The sequence below is a fragment of the Caballeronia sp. ATUFL_F2_KS9A genome (assembly GCF_023630765.1).
GTDB classification, from domain to species: domain Bacteria; phylum Pseudomonadota; class Gammaproteobacteria; order Burkholderiales; family Burkholderiaceae; genus Caballeronia; species Caballeronia zhejiangensis.
In genome coordinates this window covers 89,159-106,321 of record NZ_JALQEK010000007.1, presented here as the reverse complement: position 1 = coordinate 106,321, position 17,163 = coordinate 89,159, and the positions used below count along the sequence as shown (strand labels likewise).

General features: G+C 64.3%; 14 protein-coding genes, 2 tRNA genes and 1 pseudogene. 8 read left to right on the top strand and 9 right to left on the bottom strand.

The genetic code is table 11. The features are described 5' to 3' along the window. Positions 1-72: 72 nt before the first annotated feature. The 7 genes from NCS67_RS07465 to NCS67_RS07435 all read right to left on the bottom strand — a co-directional run bounded on the left by NCS67_RS07465 (position 73) and on the right by NCS67_RS07435 (position 9,370). Complete coding sequence (locus NCS67_RS07465) at positions 73-315, bottom strand: hypothetical protein (protein ID WP_008349248.1); 243 nt, start codon at positions 313-315, stop codon at positions 73-75. A gap of 194 nt (positions 316-509) precedes the next feature. Then, positions 510-1,379, bottom strand: coding sequence for a DUF1571 domain-containing protein (locus NCS67_RS07460; protein WP_250434854.1), 870 nt, complete (start codon positions 1,377-1,379; stop codon positions 510-512). A gap of 17 nt (positions 1,380-1,396) precedes the next feature. Further along, on the bottom strand, positions 1,397-3,139 hold the full coding sequence (locus tag NCS67_RS07455; protein ID WP_250434853.1) for an AMP-binding protein: 1,743 nt from the start codon (positions 3,137-3,139) through the stop codon (positions 1,397-1,399). 44 nt (positions 3,140-3,183) lie between these two features. Beyond that, positions 3,184-4,479, bottom strand: coding sequence for an acetyl-CoA C-acetyltransferase (locus tag NCS67_RS07450; protein WP_250434851.1), 1,296 nt, complete (start codon positions 4,477-4,479; stop codon positions 3,184-3,186). Next, entirely contained in the window at positions 4,476-5,381 is a 906-nt protein-coding gene (locus tag NCS67_RS07445; protein ID WP_008349253.1) for a MaoC/PaaZ C-terminal domain-containing protein, read from the bottom strand. Before NCS67_RS07445 ends, NCS67_RS07450 begins: the two co-directional genes overlap by 4 nt. Positions 5,382-5,395: 14 nt before the next feature. Beyond that, positions 5,396-6,823 (bottom strand): 3-oxoacyl-ACP reductase, encoded by a 1,428-nt coding sequence (locus tag NCS67_RS07440; protein ID WP_034473190.1) that lies wholly within the window; start codon positions 6,821-6,823, stop codon positions 5,396-5,398. Between the two features lie 54 nt (positions 6,824-6,877). Beyond that, positions 6,878-9,370, bottom strand: coding sequence for an acyl-CoA dehydrogenase (locus tag NCS67_RS07435; RefSeq protein ID WP_250434849.1), 2,493 nt, complete (start codon positions 9,368-9,370; stop codon positions 6,878-6,880). 356 nt (positions 9,371-9,726) lie between these two features. Here NCS67_RS07435 and NCS67_RS07430 point away from each other — a divergent pair, with 356 nt between their 5' ends. After that, positions 9,727-10,155 (top strand): hypothetical protein, encoded by a 429-nt coding sequence (locus NCS67_RS07430; RefSeq protein WP_250434848.1) that lies wholly within the window; start codon positions 9,727-9,729, stop codon positions 10,153-10,155. Positions 10,156-10,418: 263 nt separating this feature from the next. Continuing rightward, the gene (locus NCS67_RS32000) at positions 10,419-10,850 is read left to right on the top strand and encodes a helix-turn-helix domain-containing protein (protein WP_250434847.1); all 432 of its coding nucleotides are present in this window, start codon (positions 10,419-10,421) and stop codon (positions 10,848-10,850) included. Between the two features lie 333 nt (positions 10,851-11,183). On the opposite strand, the gene NCS67_RS07420 is transcribed toward NCS67_RS32000, so the two are convergent. Together NCS67_RS07420 and NCS67_RS07415 are read right to left on the bottom strand one after the other, a co-directional pair. After that, a tRNA-Leu gene (locus NCS67_RS07420) sits at positions 11,184-11,270 on the bottom strand. Between the two features lie 137 nt (positions 11,271-11,407). Next, positions 11,408-11,494: transfer RNA gene (locus NCS67_RS07415), tRNA-Leu, on the bottom strand. Between the two features lie 280 nt (positions 11,495-11,774). Between NCS67_RS07415 and rnr the strand changes: the two genes are divergently transcribed. The 6 genes and pseudogenes from rnr to NCS67_RS07385 all read left to right on the top strand — a co-directional run bounded on the left by rnr (position 11,775) and on the right by NCS67_RS07385 (position 17,135). After that, positions 11,775-14,237 (top strand): ribonuclease R, encoded by a 2,463-nt coding sequence (gene rnr / locus NCS67_RS07410; protein WP_008349262.1) that lies wholly within the window; start codon positions 11,775-11,777, stop codon positions 14,235-14,237. A gap of 103 nt (positions 14,238-14,340) precedes the next feature. Then, complete coding sequence (gene rlmB / locus NCS67_RS07405; RefSeq protein WP_008349264.1) at positions 14,341-15,084, top strand: 23S rRNA (guanosine(2251)-2'-O)-methyltransferase RlmB; 744 nt, start codon at positions 14,341-14,343, stop codon at positions 15,082-15,084. Between the two features lie 22 nt (positions 15,085-15,106). Continuing rightward, positions 15,107-15,322, top strand: a pseudogene (locus NCS67_RS32090) (ScoMcrA-related endonuclease); the annotation flags it as partial. A gap of 327 nt (positions 15,323-15,649) precedes the next feature. Further along, positions 15,650-15,907: an HNH endonuclease signature motif containing protein gene (locus NCS67_RS07395; RefSeq protein ID WP_239295301.1), complete on the top strand. Its 258-nt coding sequence runs from the start codon at positions 15,650-15,652 to the stop codon at positions 15,905-15,907. A 68-nt stretch (positions 15,908-15,975) separates the two neighbouring features. After that, on the top strand, positions 15,976-16,743 hold the full coding sequence (locus tag NCS67_RS07390; RefSeq protein ID WP_250434873.1) for an N-acetylmuramoyl-L-alanine amidase: 768 nt from the start codon (positions 15,976-15,978) through the stop codon (positions 16,741-16,743). Next, positions 16,740-17,135 carry a SirB2 family protein gene (locus NCS67_RS07385; RefSeq protein ID WP_008349269.1) on the top strand — a complete coding sequence of 132 codons (396 nt, stop codon included), beginning with the start codon at positions 16,740-16,742 and terminating at the stop codon, positions 17,133-17,135. Before NCS67_RS07390 ends, NCS67_RS07385 begins: the two co-directional genes overlap by 4 nt. Positions 17,136-17,163 lie beyond the last annotated feature (28 nt).

The window sequence follows — 17,163 nt, the reverse complement described above, 5'->3', positions numbered from 1 at the left end:
ATGAAAAAGTATCGACCGATTATTACAGAGTTCGCGTTCCCGGGCGTCCGCGGCCCGTATCGAAATGAAGCCTTACTTGACGCCGAGCCCGCGCAGCACGGCGTTGCCGTCTTCGGTCAGGCGCACTTTCGGGGTGCCGGCGTCCGGCGACACGATCTCGACATAGCCGTATTCCTGCAGCGAGGCAACATCGGGCGTGGCGGCCATCACATCGATCGGCGCGTGCATCAGCAGGAGCAGCGTGGCGATTTCGTGATGGCTCAGAAGCTTTTTGATGGCTCGCACGGGTGCGGAAGCCGGACGGCGGAGGTTCATGAACGATGTCCTCAGGTTTGCATGACGATGTGCGGCGCTTTCGGCTTGACGCTTCGCGCGGACCTTGATGTCGATGGAGTGCGGGCAGGTTATCGGCCGACTCTTAGGCGAAACTTAAAACGCGCGCCGCGCGGTGCGACGAGTTGTTACACGGGATGTCACGAAGTCAGCGCGCGCTTCAAATCAGAAGGAAATCAGAAGCGATAGTCGGGATTTTTCGGGTCGAACGTCAGGTCGTCGAAGGGTTTCGTCTCGATGCGCTCGAACACGACGCTTTCGAAAATCTCGCCGTCGTTGTCGTAGGACTCCAGCGTGCGGAAAAGCGGCCGTTCGAGGTCGAGTCCGAGCACTTCCTTTTTCGCATAGAAGGTGGGTTGGCCTTCGACCGTTTCGTAGGTGAGCGCGATCACGCGCAGTCCGTCGACGTTCTTCACTTCGATGTTCGTTGGTTTCGTGATGCCCGCTTCGGCGAACTTGCGCCCTTCGTCGATGAAGCGTTGCGTGATCGCGTCGATGCCGAGCTCGCGGATCGAATGATTCGACTGCGCGCGGGCGAGCGCGCCGTTCACCGATGCCCACATCGGCACGACGCCCAGAAAGCCGCCGAGATGACCGTAAAGCTGATCGGGACGCTTCGAATCGTCGTAGATGACTTCCTGGCCCGCGTGCCCGCCATCCGGCAGCCATTTCGCGTAGATGCGCAGCGGCTCGCGCGTGACGCGCACGAGCATGTGATCCGCGCGCTTCGGCCATTTGCCTTTGATGCGCTCGCGGCGGCGCATCGTGAACTCGCACGAATCGAAATCGCGTAAGCCGTCTTGCAGATAGCGCGGCAGCGTGCGCGCGTCGAGCGAGCGGAAGAGGGCGACGAGTTGCGCATCGTCGAGACTGGCGAGCGCGCCGCTTCCCGCCGATCGCGACAGCCATTGCACCTGCTGCTCGACGCCGAGATCGCCGATGCGCGCAACGTCATCGGATGGATCGGCGCGTGCCGCGAAAGACGCGAGCGCGAGACACAACAGGCTCGCGCAAGCGAACCGCAAGCCGGAAGCCGAGCGCGGCATGGGTATCTCCGTGAGGGCTAGCCCTGCGATGTGGATCCGGCGTCGCGCAGTTCGCGCCTGAGCACCTTGCCGATCGGCGTGAGCGGCAGCGCGTCGCGGAACTCGACATAAGCAGGCACCTTGTAGCCGGTCAGGTGTAAACGGGCGAACTTCAGCAGTTCTTCCACCGTGAGCGTGTCGTCGCGACGCACGACGAATGCCTTCACGCGCTCGCCCGTCACCGGATCGGGCACGCCGACGGCCGCGACCGCGCGCACTTTCGGATGCGCCGCGAGCACGTCCTCGATTTCGTTCGGATACACGTTGAAGCCCGACACGATCATCATGTCCTTCTTGCGGTCGATGAGCCGGATGATGCCGCGCGCATCCATCACGCCGATGTCCCCGGTCGCGAGCCAGCCGTTCGCGTCGATGGCTTTCGCCGTGTCTTCCGGACGGTTCCAGTAGCCCTTCATCACTTGCGGACCCTGGACGCAAAGCTCGCCCGGTTCGCCGACGTTCGCCCACGCGCCCTCTTCGCGGCGCAGGCGCACGAGCGTGGACGGCACCGGCACGCCGATGGTTCCATCGAAAGCGCTGTCGCCGTGCGTATCGAGCGGCGTCGCGGCGACGAGCGGCGAACACTCGGTCAGGCCGTAACCTTCGACGAGCGTTTTGCCCGTCAGCGCCCTGAAGCGCTCGGCGATCACCCGCTGGGTCGCCATGCCGCCCGCCATCGCGAGCTTGAGCGACGAGAAGTCGCGCTGACGGAAGGCTTCGTTGTCCATCAGCGCGCTGTAAAGCGTGTTGAGCGCGGTGATCGCCGTGAAATTCTCGTGACGCAGCGCGCGCACGAGGCTGCCGATATCGCGCGGATTGACGATCAGCACGTTGCGCGCGCCGATCGCAAGAAACGCGAGCGCATTCACCGTGAGCGAATAGATGTGATACAGCGGCAACGGCGTGACGACGGTCTCTTCGCCCTCGACGAGCCGCGCGCCCGCCCATGCAAGCGCCTGCATCAGATTGGCGATCACGTTGCGATGCGTGAGCATCGCGCCCTTGGCGATGCCTGTGGTGCCGCCGGTGTACTGAATGAACGCGATATCGCCGTGACCGACGCGCACCGGCTCGAACTTGCGCCGCGCGCCGAGCGCGAGCGCTTGCGGCAGGCGCACGGCATCGGGCAGCGCGTAGGCGGGCACCTGCTTTTTCACATAGCGCAGGATCAGATCGATCGCGCGGCCTTTCACGTTGAGACCGCTGCCGAGCAGATCGCCGAGCCCGGTCACGACGATGTTCCTTACGCGCGATCCCGGCCGCGCGTCCTGCACGGTCTTGGCGAAGTTCTCGAATACGACGATCGTCTGCGCGCCGCTGTCCTTCAACTGAAGGCCGAGCTCGCGCACCGTATAGAGCGGATTCACGTTGACGACGATCGCGCCCGCGAGCAGCGTGCCGAAGAGCGTCACCGGATAGACGAGCGTGTTCGGCATCATCAGCGCGACGCGATCGCCGGGCTTCACGCCGATGCCCTGCAGATACGCCGCGAACGCATGCGCCTTCTCGCCGAGCGTCGCGAACTTCAGTTCCGAGCCGAGGCTCACGAACGCGACATAATCGGCAAAACGCGCGACGCATTCGTCGAAGAAATGCGCGAGCGAGCGATAGCGCGAAGGATCGATCTCATGCGCGACATCCGGCGGATACGACGCATACCAGATGCCGTCCGTCGCGTGCGGCTCGGAAGTCCCGCGCGGCGCTGCCTGTCCCGGGCTCATGTGGTGTCTCCGTCGGCTTGTATTTTTTTGGCCGATATTTCCGGCTACCGCTCCAGTATCGCGACGACGCCTTGTCCGCCCGCCGCGCAGATCGAGATCAGTCCGCGCAACGGCTTGCCGTCGCTGCGCGCGGGCGCGTTCGCGAGCATCTTCGCCAGCGTGCCGATAATGCGCCCGCCCGTCGCCGCGAACGGATGCCCCGTCGCGAGCGAGCTGCCGTTCAGGTTCAGACGCGCGCGGTCGATCGAACCGGGCGGCGCGTCGAGTCCGAGCGCGGTGCGGCAGTATTCGTCGTCTTCCCACGCGGCGAGCGTGCACAGCACCTGCGCCGCGAATGCTTCGTGGATCTCGTAGAAATCGAAGTCCTGCAATGCGATTCCGGCGCGCGCGAGCATCGGCGGGACCGCGTAGACGGGCGCCATCAGGAGGCCTTCGCGCTTGTCGAAGAAATCGACGGCGGCGGTCGCGGAAAACGTCAAGAACGCCTGCACCGGCAAGCCACGCTCGGCGGCCCATTGCTCGGACGCGAGCAGCACCGCCGATGCGCCGTCGGTGAGCGGCGTCGAGTTGCCCGCGGTGAGCGTGCCCGCGTCGCGATCGAAGACGGGCTTGAGCGCCGACAACTGATCGAGCGATACGTCGGGCCGCAGCGTGTTGTCGCGCGCGAGGCCTTTGTACGGCGTCATCAGATCGTTGAAAAAGCCGCGCCCGTACGCCGCCGCGAGCTTGCGATGACTCTCCTGCGCGAGCGCATCCTGCGCCTCGCGCGAAATCTTCCAGCGCTTGGCCATCAGTTCGCAGTGCTCGCCCATCGAAAGGCCCGTGCGCGGTTCCGCATTGCGCGGCAGGAGCGGCCTGAAGAACATGCCGGGCCGCAGTTTCGCGAGCGCGCCCACGCGCTGTCCCGCCGAGCGCGAGCGATTCGCTTCGAGCAGGATTCTGCGCATGCGCTCGTTCACCGCGATGGGCGCGTCCGACGCCGTATCGACGCCGCCCGCGATGCCCACGTCGATCTGTCCGAGCGCGATCTTGTTCGCGACCAGAATCGCCGTTTCAAGGCCGGTGCCGCAGGCTTGCTGCACGTCGTAGGCGGGCGTTTCCTTCGCGAGCGTCGTCGACAATGCGGCTTCGCGCGTCAGATTGAAATCGCGCGAATGCTTGACGACCGCGCCCGCCGCCACTTCGCCGAGGCGCATGCCGTGCAGGTCGAAGCGATCGACGAGTCCTTGCAGCGTGAAGCTCAGCATGTCCTGATTCGACGCGCTCGCGTACGCCGTGTTCGAGCGCGCGAACGGAATGCGATTGCTGCCGATTACCGCGACACGACGCGCTTCGCTCATGGCAGCTCCCATTCGAAATGGCCACGCAGATGCGGCCGGTCGCCGGCGAGATCGCGCACTTCGAAATCGCGCGCGACGGGCGAGGGCGCGGCGGTCCACAGCGTCGCATCGCCGGGAATGTATAGCGGCGTCTTGAAATCGCCGTGCGCGTAACCGGAAGCCAGCGCCTTGACCGGATGCAACGCGGCGAGCGTGCGCGCGAGCGTCCACATGCCATGCGCGATGGCGCGTGGAAAACCGAACGCTTTCGCGCTCAGCATGTGCAGATGGATCGGATTGAAGTCGCCCGACGCCTTCGCGTAGTCGCGTCCGAGTTGCGGCGGAAGCTGCCAGCGCGCTTCGCGCGCGAGCAGCGGCACGCGTACGTCGGCGGCATCGGCGATCTCGATCGACGGCGCCGCGCGCTCGCTGCGCGCGCCGCGCTTCAGATACACGCTGTCGCCGTCCCACACCGCCTCGCCGCGCCGATAGATGCGCGTATGCAGCGTGAACGCCTGGCCCTTCTGATGCGGCACGAGCGGCCCGCATTCCACTTCGATGCGCAACGCCTGACCGGCCGCGAGCGGACGCCGCAGCCGCACGCTGTTCGACAGATGCACGACGCCGAGCGCGGACCATGGAAACGACGGATCGGTGAGCATCATCAGATGCAAGGGAAAAGCGAGAACGTGCGGAAACGTGAGCGGCACGCCGTGCTCGGGAATGAAGCCGCACACGCGCGCGTATCGGCCGACCTGTTCGGCGTCGATCCTCACATTCGGGCGCACGAGCCGCAACGCGGGCAGCTCCGGCGCACGCGCGCGCCGGAAAAGCGCGGGCAGCGCGCGGCCGTAGAGCTTCGCGGGCGGCGGCAGCGTTTCGACGACGACGGTGCGGGCGCGCGGCATGGTCGGTGCGTGCATCGCGTTCTGCCTCCTCACGCGCCGATCAGGCTCTGGCCGCACACGCGCACCACGTTGCCCGTGATGCCCGCGCTGCCCGGACTCGCGAGCCACGCGACGGTCTCGGCGACATCGACGGGCAAGCCGCCTTGTCCCATCGAATTGAGGCGTCTGCCGGCCTCGCGCACGCCAAAGGGCATACGCGCGGTCATATGCGTTTCGATGAAGCCCGGCGCGACCGCGTTGATCGTGATGCCGCGCTCGCGCAGCAACGGCGCCATCGCGTGCACGCGGCCGATCACGCCGGCTTTCGACGTCGCGTAATTGGTCTGCCCGCGATTGCCCGCGATGCCGCTGATCGACGACACCGCGACGATGCGCCCGCCCGCGCGCAACACGTTCTGCGCGAGCAGCACGTCGTCGATGCGTTCCTGCGCGAGCAGATTGATGTCGATGACGCTGTCCCACATGTCGGCGGTCATGCGCGCGATGGTCTTGTCGCGCGTGATGCCCGCGTTATGCACGACGATATCGATGCCGCCCGACGCAGCCAGCGCCGCCGCGATTTCGGCGGGCGTTTCGGGCGCGGCGATATCCGCGACGAGCGCCGCGTGCGCGCCCGATGACGGCGACGCGTCTTCGATCGCGAGCATGGTCTGATCGAGCGCATCGCGGGCGGCGTCGATATCGAGCCCGGTGACGATCGCGCCGTGCTCGGCCAGCACCGCCGCGATCGACGCGCCGATGCCGCGCGCCGCGCCCGTCACGAGCGCGCGTTTGCCGGCGAGCGGCTTGGCCCAGCTTGGCGGCGCGTCGGCGGGCGCATCGATGGTCACGACTTGGCCCGAGACATAAGCCGAGCGTGGCGAAAGGAAAAAGCGCAGCGCCGACTCGACATCCGCGCCATCGGCTGCGCGCAGCAGATTCGACGTAATGCCGTTGCGCGCTTCCTTGCCGAGCGAGCGGACCATGCCTTCGAGCGCATGCTGCGCGGTCGCGGCGCGGACGCTCGAGCGCGTGGCGGGCGGACGCCCGAGCACGACGATGCGCCCGTTCTTCGCGAGCGAACGCAGCGCATCGTGGAAGAACGCGTAGAGCGAATGGAGTTGCGCGCTTTCGCCGATGCCGGTCGCATCGAAAATCAGCGCTTCGACGCGGTCGGTCGCGGAAGCGTCGCGCGAGCGCGGCTCGAAGCGGCCGCTCATCGCGCCGTGCCGCGCGGCGACCGGCAGCCAGCCGGACGCGCTTTCGTGCGCGATGCCCGTCATGCCGATCGCCGACAGCACGGCCATCAGATCGTCGAAGAGCGCGGGCGACGGCCCCGCGCCGATGGCGGCCATGCCGCCGAATTCGGCCTGATCCGCGCGATGGCGGCGCAAAACCTCGGGACGCGGAAGGCCGAGCGAGCGTGCAATGCTCGTGCCGAAGGGCGAATTGACGAAGTCGAGATAGCGGTCTTTCATCGATTGTCGATCGGTCGTCGGGCGCGCGGGGCGGTGCCTTTGGTCCTGAATGCTTCAGGCAATGGCTTCGGGCAAGTGCCGCTCGAGCGCCGCGCTGCGCTTTTGCAATGCTTCGAGGATACCGAAGTCTGCGGAAAAATCATCGACTTTCACCGCTTCCTTCGCATGAGCGGCCCATTCGGCGAGCAGCGCGCGTTCGTTTTCGTCGATGAGACCGCGCGCCGCCGCCGTCTGCGACCAGGCTTCGATGTCGTGCGGGCTTTGCGGCAGCGGGGCGGCGGCGCCCGCCTTGACGGCGTCGCGCAGACGCGCCTCTAGCGCCGCGACGGCAGGCGTGAGCGCGAGCAGCTTTTCGCCGCGCGCGATCGGATCGTCTTCGAGCGCCGAAACGTGCGAGCCTGCGACGAGGCGCTCGCGCGCGTCGCCGGGTGCTTGCATCAGTATCGCGACGTCGTTGCCGAGCGCATCGACGCTAGGGGCGTGCGGCAAGCCGAACGGGAACGCGACGATGCGCAGAAACCCCGCCGCCGCGCGGTTCGGATAGTTCGCGAGCAAGCCCTCGAACGCGGCGCGCGCCTGATAAAGCGCGTCTTCGGCGCCCCAGCGCACGAGCGGCAGATCGCTTTCAGGGCGGCCATCGTCTTCGAAACGCTTGAGCGTCGCGGAGAGCAGATACAACTGCGAGAGGATGTCGCCGAGACGCGCCGAAAGACGTTCGCGGCGTTTCAGCTCGCCGCCGAGCGTGAGCATCGACACATCGGCGAACAACGCGAACGCGCTCGACAGACGCGTGGCCGCGCGATAGTACGGCACGAGACGCGCATCGGCGCGCGCGGGCTTCGCGACGGACACGCCGCCGCCGCATGCGTACACGAAGGCGCGCATCGCGTTCGATGCCAGAAACGCCGCGTGTCCGAAGAACGCGGCGTCGAACGCGCGCAGATCGTTGTCGCGCGTCGCTGCCATTTCCTTCAGCACGTAGGGGTGACACCGGATCGCGCCCTGTCCGAAGATGATGAGACAGCGCGTCAGGATATTCGCGCCTTCGACGGTGATCGAGATCGGCATCTGCTGATACGCCCGCGCCAAAAAATTCGACGGTCCCATGCAGATGCCCTTGCCCGCGACGACATCCATGCCGTCGTTGATGACCTTGCGCGCGCGTTCGGTGATGTGATACTTCGCGATCGCCGAGATGACGGACGGCTTCTCGCCGAGATCGACGGCCTGCGCGGAAAGACGCCGCGCCGCGTCCATCACATAGAGATTGCCGCCCATGCGCCCGAGCGCTTCCTGTATGCCTTCGAAGCGGCCGATCGGCGTGCGGAACTGACGGCGCGCGGCGGCATACGCGCCGGTGCCGCGCACCGCGAGCTTCGCCATGCCGACGTTCGACGAAGGCAGCGAGATCGCGCGGCCGGCGGCGAGGCATTCCATCAGCATGCGCCAGCCGTTACCCACTTGCGCGCGTCCGCCGATGACCCAGTCCATCGGGATGAACACGTCCTTACCCCAGTTCGGGCCGTTCTGGAACACGGCGTTGAGCGGCCAGTGCCGCCGTCCGATGTTCACGCCGGGATGGTTCGTCGGAATGAGCGCGCAGGTGATGCCGGGCGCGTCGTCGTCGCCGAGCAGGTGATCGGGATCGAGCGCGCGAAAGGCGAGGCCGAGCACGGTCGCGATCGGACCGAGCGTGATGTAGCGCTTTTCCCACGTGACGCGAAATCCGAGCGTCTCGCGGCCCTCATGCACGCCGCGACACACGATGCCGATATCCGGGATCGCCGCGGCATCCGATCCGGCGTATGGGCTGGTCAGCGCGAAGCACGGAATTTCATCGCCGCGCGCGAGCCGCGGCAGATAGTGATCTTTTTGTTCCTCGGTGCCGTAGTGCAGAAGCAGCTCGGCGGGACCGAGCGAATTCGGCACCATCACCGATACGGCCGCCGCCGACGAATGCGTCGCGAGCTTCATGATGACCTGCGAGTGCGCGTACGCGGAGAAAGCCTTTCCGCCATAGCGCTTCGGAATGATCATGCCCAGAAAGCCCTGTTCCTTGAGGTAAGCCCACGCTTCTGGCGACAAGTCTTGCCAGATGGCGGTCGTATCCCAGTCGTTCGACAGGTCGCACAGACGCGCGCATTCGTTGTCGATGAAGCTTTGCTCTTCCTGCGTGAGCTTCGGCATGCCGTGTGCGAGCAGGCGGTCCCATCGCGGGCGGCCCGAGAAAAGCTCGGCGTCCCACCAGACCGTGCCGGCTTCGATGGCGTCACGCTCCGTCGACGACATCTCCGGCAGGATCTTGCGAAACACGGCGATTACACGGCGGCTGACGAGCGCGCGACGCATCGGTGTCAGCGTGAGCGCGAGCGCCGGAAGCACGAAGACGATCGCGAGCAGCGTCGCGCCGAGCGGGACCGTCAAACCGGTCAGCGCGCCGGCGGCGACCCAGACCGCGAACCCGGCGAGCCATGCGAGCGCCGGCGCTTGCAGGAAGGCGAGCGTGCCGGCGAGCAGGAGGAAAGCGATGACATACAGGGCAGGCATCACGAATCTCCGGTATTTCAACACTCGGAGCACACACCATGCCACAGAATAAACAAGAGCATAACGACCGATTAGAACTCTAATTCGGAAGTCTCATTCTTTAGGATGTGTCCACTTCAAGGATTCGAGATTCGGGCGTTATGCTTTTGTTTCGCATTAGCACCGACAAAATCGAATGATTAGTTCGATTTACTAAACAAAATTAAAGCGATTGGATTCTTGACTCCCCGCAGTACGCGGGGCGTCAAAGGGGCTGTGGGTCGTTCTTCGCGGGATGCGCCACAGCAGGTCACATCGGAGGGCTTCTAGTGTGACCACCTGCCACGCGTACGGTGGCCATAGGAGCATATTTGGAAATGGAGACGAGAGATCACTTAGTCAGGCTAAGCATGGGCGCCGTTCCTGATGACATCGGTGTTTCTGACTGGATGCTGCTTACGGGGGATGTGCTGTATTTGCTGGCCCGTTGCAGTGGCGAGGTCAGTTATCTGCGTGTGCCGCTGGATCTGGAACTGCTCAATAACGTGCGGAAGTCGACCATGCGAAAGGGAGATGGCGTGTATCGGAATAGTCGAGGTGAGCCGACACTGCTTGCCACGTATCTGGCCTTCGTTTTTCTGCAGCGGGACGTGCCGATTCAGGCTATCAGGCGCGAACTCGGCCTGTCCGAAGCGATGATGAATCTATTGCTCGTTGTCTGGCATTTTGCCGTCGGCGTCATCGATTGCGGTAGCCGATTGCAACTGATTCCCCCGCTGCCGTTCGAGGGAAACGGAGATGTCTAGCTCGTGGGAACGTCGGCAGCGCCAATTCGGAAACATCTGGTGGGGATGGCCGTGAAACGAGCTAAAAATATCGAGAACTCGCACCGCGATTGCCCTGGTCGAGGGGTGCGAGCGAGTATCGGTCCTGACTCCGCTCAGGCGAAGCCAGGACGCGTAGGAATGCCGTGATCGGGTTTGCAGACCCGCGCACGACGATCGCAAACTACAGTCGTCTCCTGTAGGCAGCAATCACCTGCCGTTAACAATCGGCAACAGGAGAGTAAGTGTTCCTAAATAAATGTGTTTACCGAGTCGAGCTAAAAATAAACTCGCTGTACAGAGAGACCGCGCCGATCGATCGGAGCTACGTTTTCGACAGCAAGCTCTATCTCTTCAGCAACGGCACGGACGGCTATAGCTATCGGTCCATATCGCTGGACTGCTCGGCGCCCAAGAAATTGCGCAAGGAGTTTCGGGTCGTCGAGGCGTCGCCGGGCGGCGGCGTCCGAGGACGCGTCGACTTCAAGAGGAAATTCCAGGCGCTGGCATTGCTGCACGATGGCGCGCCGGTCGTCGAGGTTTCGCGCGAGGTCAACTTGTCGGTGACGACGGCTTATCGCTATCGCAGGGAACTGCACGGCCTCGTCGCATTGCGCCCGCAGAACACGAATTCGCTGCTGCGGATGCTTGCCTTTCGGGGCGACGAAGCGCGATAAGCGAGGCGCGTCGGACGCGAGCCGGGTGGCGGAGAAACGCAGTTGTCCGTCGCGTCGGCTTGCGCGCGGAGCGGGGCATCGATGCTGCTGCACTTGCGGCTGAAGAAAACCAGCGCCGCGGGGACTGGCGCGCCGCCGCGTCCGCACGAAGGTGAATCGGCGAACGCAGATTCGTTTCGATTTCAATTCGACATCCGGGGACCGAATCGGAGACGGAATTGCGAACGGAAAGTGAAGGCGGAAAGCGAAGGCGGAAAACAAAAAACCCCGCGACGATGCGCGGGGTTTTTGCGTGCGATGCGCTCGAACGAGCGTCTCGCGAAAGAGGGACCTTGGTGCCCAGGAGAGGACTCGAACCTCCACGGTGTTGCCACCGCTAGGACCTGAACCTAGTGCGTCTACCAATTCCGCCACCTGGGCCAAGGGGTACAGCAAGCCCGCTATTCTAGCGGGAACGGGCGCCGTGTCAATCGAAAAGTCATACGACTCGTCTACGACAAAAACACGGTCTCCGCATAAAAAGAAAAAGCCACCCGAAGGTGGCTTTTTCAAACATCTGGTGCCCAAGAGAGGACTCGAACCTCCACGGTGTTGCCACCGCTAGGACCTGAACCTAGTGCGTCTACCAATTCCGCCACCTGGGCAAGGGTGCGTGTTACTTCAAATCTGCTGCGCTTTACTGATCGTTCGACTGATTGTTCGAATGAGTGTTCAGCAGCAGAGAACGCAATTATAGCGAGCCTGACGCATCTGTCAAGCGTTTCGATGCGATGCCTGTAACGAGCCGCGAAGCGCGCCGCGTCGGCGTCTCGCGCCCGTGGCGCTTAAAAGACGGGTGTTAGAATGACCCGCAACGATGACCGCATTATTGGTTGCAAAGCACCGCAAAAGTCCCGTCCAACGAGAAAAAACACGACTACGCCCTTGAGCAAATATCCGTATCCGATTCCGAGCCGCGAAGAAATTCTCGGCGTGCTGCGCACGAGCGAGACACCGCATGCCGCGAACGACATCGCCGAAGCGTTGTCGATCAAGCGCCAGGAGCGCGAAGGATTTTTCAAGCGACTGGCGGCCATGGAACGCGACGGGCAAATCCGCCTCGACAAGCGCGGCCACTATCAACTCACGCATCCGTCGAATTTTGTTGCGGGGCGCGTGCAGGGGCATCGCGACGGCTTCGGCTTTCTGATCCGCGATGACGGCCAGGACGATCTCTTCCTCCCCAATGGCGAAATGCAGAAGGTCATGCACAACGATCGCGTGCTCGCGCGCATCGTCGGCTATGACCGGCGCGGACGGCCGGAAGGGCACATCGTCGAGGTCACGGATCGCGCCAACAAGCGCGTCATCGGGCGCCTCGTCAACGAGAACGGCGCGCTGATTCTCGTGCCCGAAGACAAGCGCATCGGGCATGACATCCTCATCACGCAAAATCCGAAGAAGGCCAAGGTCGGGCAGGTCGTGTCCGTCGATCTGACGGATTTCCCGAGCCGCCATTCGCAGCCGCTCGGACGCGTGGTCGAAGTGATCGGCGATATCGACGATCCCGGCATGGAAATCGAAATCGCGGTGCGCAAGTACGGCGTGCCGCACGAATTCAGCGACGCCGCGCTCGCCGCCGCCGCCAAGCTGCCCGACGAAGTGCGCGCGGCGGATATCCGTCATCGCGTCGATCTGCGCGACGTGCCGCTCGTCACCATCGACGGCGAAGATGCGCGCGATTTCGACGACGCCGTGTATTGCGAGCCGGTCGCCGTCGGACGTGGTCAGGGTTTTCGTCTGCTGGTCGCGATCGCGGACGTATCGCATTACGTGCGTCCGAACGAAGCGCTCGATATCGATGCGCTCGATCGCAGCACGTCGGTGTATTTCCCGCGCCGCGTGATTCCGATGCTGCCGGAGAAGCTGTCGAACGGCCTGTGCTCGCTAAACCCCGATGTCGATCGCTGCGTGCTCGTGTGCGACATGGTCATTACCGCGCGCGGCGAGATCAAGGCGTATCAGTTTTATCCCGGCGTGATGCACTCGGCGGCGCGCCTGACATACACCGAAGTCGCGGCCGTGCTCACCAACACGAAGGGTCCGGAAGCGGCGAAGCGCGCCGATATCCTGCCGCAGCTGCAGAACCTCTACGGCGTCTACAAGTCGCTGCATGCCGCGCGCCAGAAGCGCGGCGCCATCGACTTCGATACGACCGAGACGTATATCGTCGTGAACTCGCAGGGCAAGATCGAGCAGATCGTGCCGCGTCATCGCAACGACGCGCATCGGCTGATCGAAGAATGCATGCTGGCCGCGAACGTCTGCGCGGCCGACTTTCTGAAGCGCAACAAGCATCCCGGTTTGTATCGCGTGCACGCGGGGCCGACGGAAGAGAAGCTCGAAAACCTGCGCGCGTTCCTGCGCGGCGTCGGCTTGACGCTCACCGGCGGCGACAAGCCGCACGCGAGCGATTACGCCGCCCTCATCGCGCAGATTCGCGACCGGCCCGACGCGCAGATGCTGCAATCGATGGTGCTGCGTTCGATGCAGCAGGCCGTCTATAGCCCGGACAACATCGGCCATTTCGGCCTCGCTTATGAGGCGTACGCGCACTTCACGAGTCCGATCCGGCGCTATCCCGACTTGCTCACGCATCGCGCGATCTACGCGATCTTGCAGGGCAAGAAGTATCTGCCGGACGTCGGCCACGATGTTTTCCTGAGCACGGGCCTCACGAAAGCCGCGCGCGAACTGCAGAAGGCCGACGACTCCGCGCGTGGCCGCGCTCGCAACAGCGTCGCGATCTGGGAAGAGCTCGGGCTGCATTGCTCGTCGAACGAGCGTCGCGCCGACGAAGCCTCGCGCGACGTCGAAGCGTGGCTCAAGTGCTACTTCATGCGCGACAAGCTCGGCGAGGAATACGGCGGCATGGTGAACGGCGTGACGTCGTTCGGCATTTTCGTGCAACTGGATTCGCTCTTCATCGAAGGACTCGTGCATGTGACCGAGCTCGGCTCGGACTATTTCCAGTACGACGAGATCAAGAACGAACTGCGCGGCGAGCGCACGGGCATTCGCTACCGGATGTCCGATCGCGTGCGCGTGCAGGTGAGCCGCGTGGATCTCGATGCGCGCAAGATCGATTTCCGGCTGGTTCGCGATACGCCGGTGAAGCCGCCGTCGCCGCGTCCGTCGACCGGTGCGAGCGATGCAGCGGCTGCCGGCATCGGCGCGGGACCGCGTATCCGTCCGTTCGGCGACGACGACGCCCCGAGCACGCGCGCGCGCGGCGGCACGAAGAAGGGCGCGTCGCTTGCGGCGAGTCCGCGCGGCGGCGCGGCGAAGAAGCGCGGAGCGGCGTCAAAGTCGGCATCGCAGGGACGGCCGGCGCGCAAGAAACGTTAGGGCGGCGCGTCAATACAGCCGCCATCGAATACGCGCGGTCCGATGCTTCGTGCTTCGGACCGCGTCGTGCTTTTCAAGTTTTCACCGAAGGTTCGGATCAGTCATGTCACGTCTCAAGGTTCTATACGGATTTCACGCAGTGACCGCACGTTTGCGCGCGGATGCATCGTCGATCGAGGAGGTGCTGTACGACCCCACGCGCAAGGATCGGCGCATGCAGGACTTTCTGCGGACCGCGAAGGAAGCGGGCGTGCGGCTGATCGCGGCCGATGAAGCGCGTCTCTGGGGGCTGTCGGGCAACGTCCAGCATCAGGGCGTGGTGGCGCGCGCGCACGATCTGCCGCTCGCGCAGAATCTGGCCGAACTGCTCGATGGCATTTCGGGCACGCCTTTGCTGCTGGTGCTCGACGGCGTCACCGATCCGCATAATCTCGGCGCGTGTCTGCGCGTCGCGGATGCGGCCGGCGCGCATGCGGTGATCGCGCCGCGCGATCGCTCGGCGGGCCTGAACGCGACGGCGGCGAAGGTGGCGAGCGGCGCGGCGGAGAGCGTGCCGTATATCACCGTGACGAATCTGGCGCGCGCGCTGCGCGAACTCAAGGAGGCGGGCGTCTGGGTGATCGGCACGGCGGGCGAGGCGACGGCATCGCTTTACGAGACCAAGCTGGATGGCCCGGTGGCGATCGTCGTCGGTGCGGAGGGCGAGGGCATGCGTCGCCTGACCCGCGAGACGTGCGACGAAATCATGAATATCCCGATGGCGGGGACGGTCGAGAGTTTGAATGTGTCGGTGGCGTCGGGGGTTTGTTTGTTTGAGGCGGTGAGGCAGCGGGCGGTGAAGAAGTAAGGGTCAGCGTCCAACGTCATTCATGGCTTTGAAGCGACTCAGTGATCCTTCGGCGGTTCATGCCGCGCTGGAAGAATTCGATCAGATCGGCCGATCCGCGTTTTTGGATAAATACGGTTTCAGGGAAGCGCGAGACTATTTTGTCGTCTTGAATGGGCGACGCTACGATTCGAAGGCCGTCGCTGGCGCGGCTTGCGGCTACCAGTTTCCCGCCGTCGGACCGTTGCGTGCGAAAGATTTCAGTGGCGGCGCGCTCACGGTCGCGCGCAGGCTCGAAAGCTTGGGATTCCAGGTTTCGAGCCCGGGAGCGAATCCGGGCGCTTCGCAGCGAGTAAGCAGTACGTTCGCGCAAGCGGAATGCGAAGCCCGGGCGCGGGCAGAATCGAGCGGCGCATTCGATCCATCGTGCATCGAAGACGCCCGCAAGAAGACACTCGTTTCCATCGTCGTAAGGCAAGGCCAACCCGCGTTTCGCAATGGACTGCTCAAAGCCTACGAGCGCCGTTGCGCGCTCACGGACTGCGCGGTCGAAGCGGTTCTCGAAGCCGCGCATATCTGCGGCTACATGGGCACTGAAACCAACGACGTTCGAAACGGCCTTTTACTTCGTGCGGACTTGCACACGCTTTACGACCGCATGCTGATTACGATTGACCCTGCGACCTATGAAGTGTCGATTTCGCCGGAACTGAAGGGCAGCGAGTACGCCGCGCTAGCCGGCAAAAGGCTTCGGCTTCCGAAAGATCCCAAAAGCCAGCCGAGCCGCGACGCGCTTCTCACCCACTGGATGCACGTGCATTCGCTTCGAGAAATGCAATCGTGACGAGCACCACACGCGCGATTCGTCTTGCCGCAGCAATCTCCGCATGCCTGCTCACCGCCTGCACCGCGATGCAAGACCGCACCACCTACATCGCCGACACGCAGTACCACGCGAAGAACGCCGATTCCCGCATCCGTTTCCTCGTGATGCACTACACGGAGATCGACGAAGCGGGATCGCTCGCCGTCCTGACCGGCGATGAAGTCAGCGTGCACTACGTCGTCCCCGACGCCCCGCGCATCGAGAAAGGCGAGCCGGTCGTCTATCAACTGGTGCCGGAAGACAAGCGCGCCTGGCACGCCGGCGTGAGCTCGTGGCAGGGCGCGACGGAGCTGAACGCGTCGTCGATCGGCATCGAGAACGTGAATCTCGGTCCGATCGGCCCGCTGAGCGATGGAAAATGGCAGCCGTATCCGCCCGCGCAAGTCGATGCGCTCATCAAGCTCTCCCGCGATATCGTCGCGCGCTACCACATCCCGCCGACGCGCGTCGTCGGCCATAGCGACATCGCGCCGCAACGCAAGATCGATCCGGGTCCGCTTTTCCCGTGGCATGCGCTATACGACGCCGGCGTGGGCGCATGGCCCGACGACGCGGCTGTTGCCACGCATCTCGCGGGCCGCGATCCGAAGGCGCCATCGGACGTGCGCGCGCTGCAGGAAAAGCTGAAGCGCTACGGCTACGAAGTCGCGACCGACGGCGTGCTCGACGCCAAAACCCGCCGCGTCTTCAGCGCGTTTCAGATGCACTTTCGCCCGTCGGATCACGCGGGCAACGCGGATGCAGAAAGCGACGCGATCGCCCAGGCCCTGCTCGATAAATACTTCCCACAATGAACGACTGGTTTCCGACACTGCGCGCGATCCACATGACCTGCGCCGGCCTTTCCATCGCCGGATTCGTGCTGCGCTGGATCTGGATGCTGACGAATTCGCGCCTCCTCGCCGCGCGCGCGACGAAAATCCTGCCGCATATCGTCGATACGCTTTTGCTCGCGAGCGCCATCGCGCTGGTCGCGATCATCGGCTTTTCGGCGAACGCTGCGTGGCTCGGCGCGAAAATCGCGGGGCTCGTCGTCTATATCGTGCTCGGCACGTTCGCGCTCAAGCGCGGCCGCACGAAGGGCGCGCGCGCCGTTTATGGCGTGCTGGCGATCGTCGTGTTCGCGTTCATCGCGTCGGTGGCGCGCACGCACGATCCGCTCGGCTTCCTGCACGCGTTGGCATGATCCGCGAGGCCGTCGCCCGCGCTCCGAT

Coding starts and splice junctions, on each gene's coding strand:
- NCS67_RS07465 (WP_008349248.1), bottom strand. CDS start 315: ATGAACCTCCGCCGTCCGGCTTCCGCACCCGTGCGAGCCATCAAAAAG.
- NCS67_RS07460 (WP_250434854.1), bottom strand. CDS start 1,379: ATGCCGCGCTCGGCTTCCGGCTTGCGGTTCGCTTGCGCGAGCCTGTTG.
- NCS67_RS07455 (WP_250434853.1), bottom strand. CDS start 3,139: ATGAGCCCGGGACAGGCAGCGCCGCGCGGGACTTCCGAGCCGCACGCG.
- NCS67_RS07450 (WP_250434851.1), bottom strand. CDS start 4,479: ATGAGCGAAGCGCGTCGTGTCGCGGTAATCGGCAGCAATCGCATTCCG.
- NCS67_RS07445 (WP_008349253.1), bottom strand. CDS start 5,381: ATGCACGCACCGACCATGCCGCGCGCCCGCACCGTCGTCGTCGAAACG.
- NCS67_RS07440 (WP_034473190.1), bottom strand. CDS start 6,823: ATGAAAGACCGCTATCTCGACTTCGTCAATTCGCCCTTCGGCACGAGC.
- NCS67_RS07435 (WP_250434849.1), bottom strand. CDS start 9,370: ATGCCTGCCCTGTATGTCATCGCTTTCCTCCTGCTCGCCGGCACGCTC.
- NCS67_RS07430 (WP_250434848.1), top strand. CDS start 9,727: ATGGAGACGAGAGATCACTTAGTCAGGCTAAGCATGGGCGCCGTTCCT.
- rlmB (WP_008349264.1), top strand. CDS start 14,341: ATGTCACGTCTCAAGGTTCTATACGGATTTCACGCAGTGACCGCACGT.
- NCS67_RS07395 (WP_239295301.1), top strand. CDS start 15,650: ATGGGCACTGAAACCAACGACGTTCGAAACGGCCTTTTACTTCGTGCG.
- NCS67_RS07390 (WP_250434873.1), top strand. CDS start 15,976: ATGCAAGACCGCACCACCTACATCGCCGACACGCAGTACCACGCGAAG.
- NCS67_RS07385 (WP_008349269.1), top strand. CDS start 16,740: ATGAACGACTGGTTTCCGACACTGCGCGCGATCCACATGACCTGCGCC.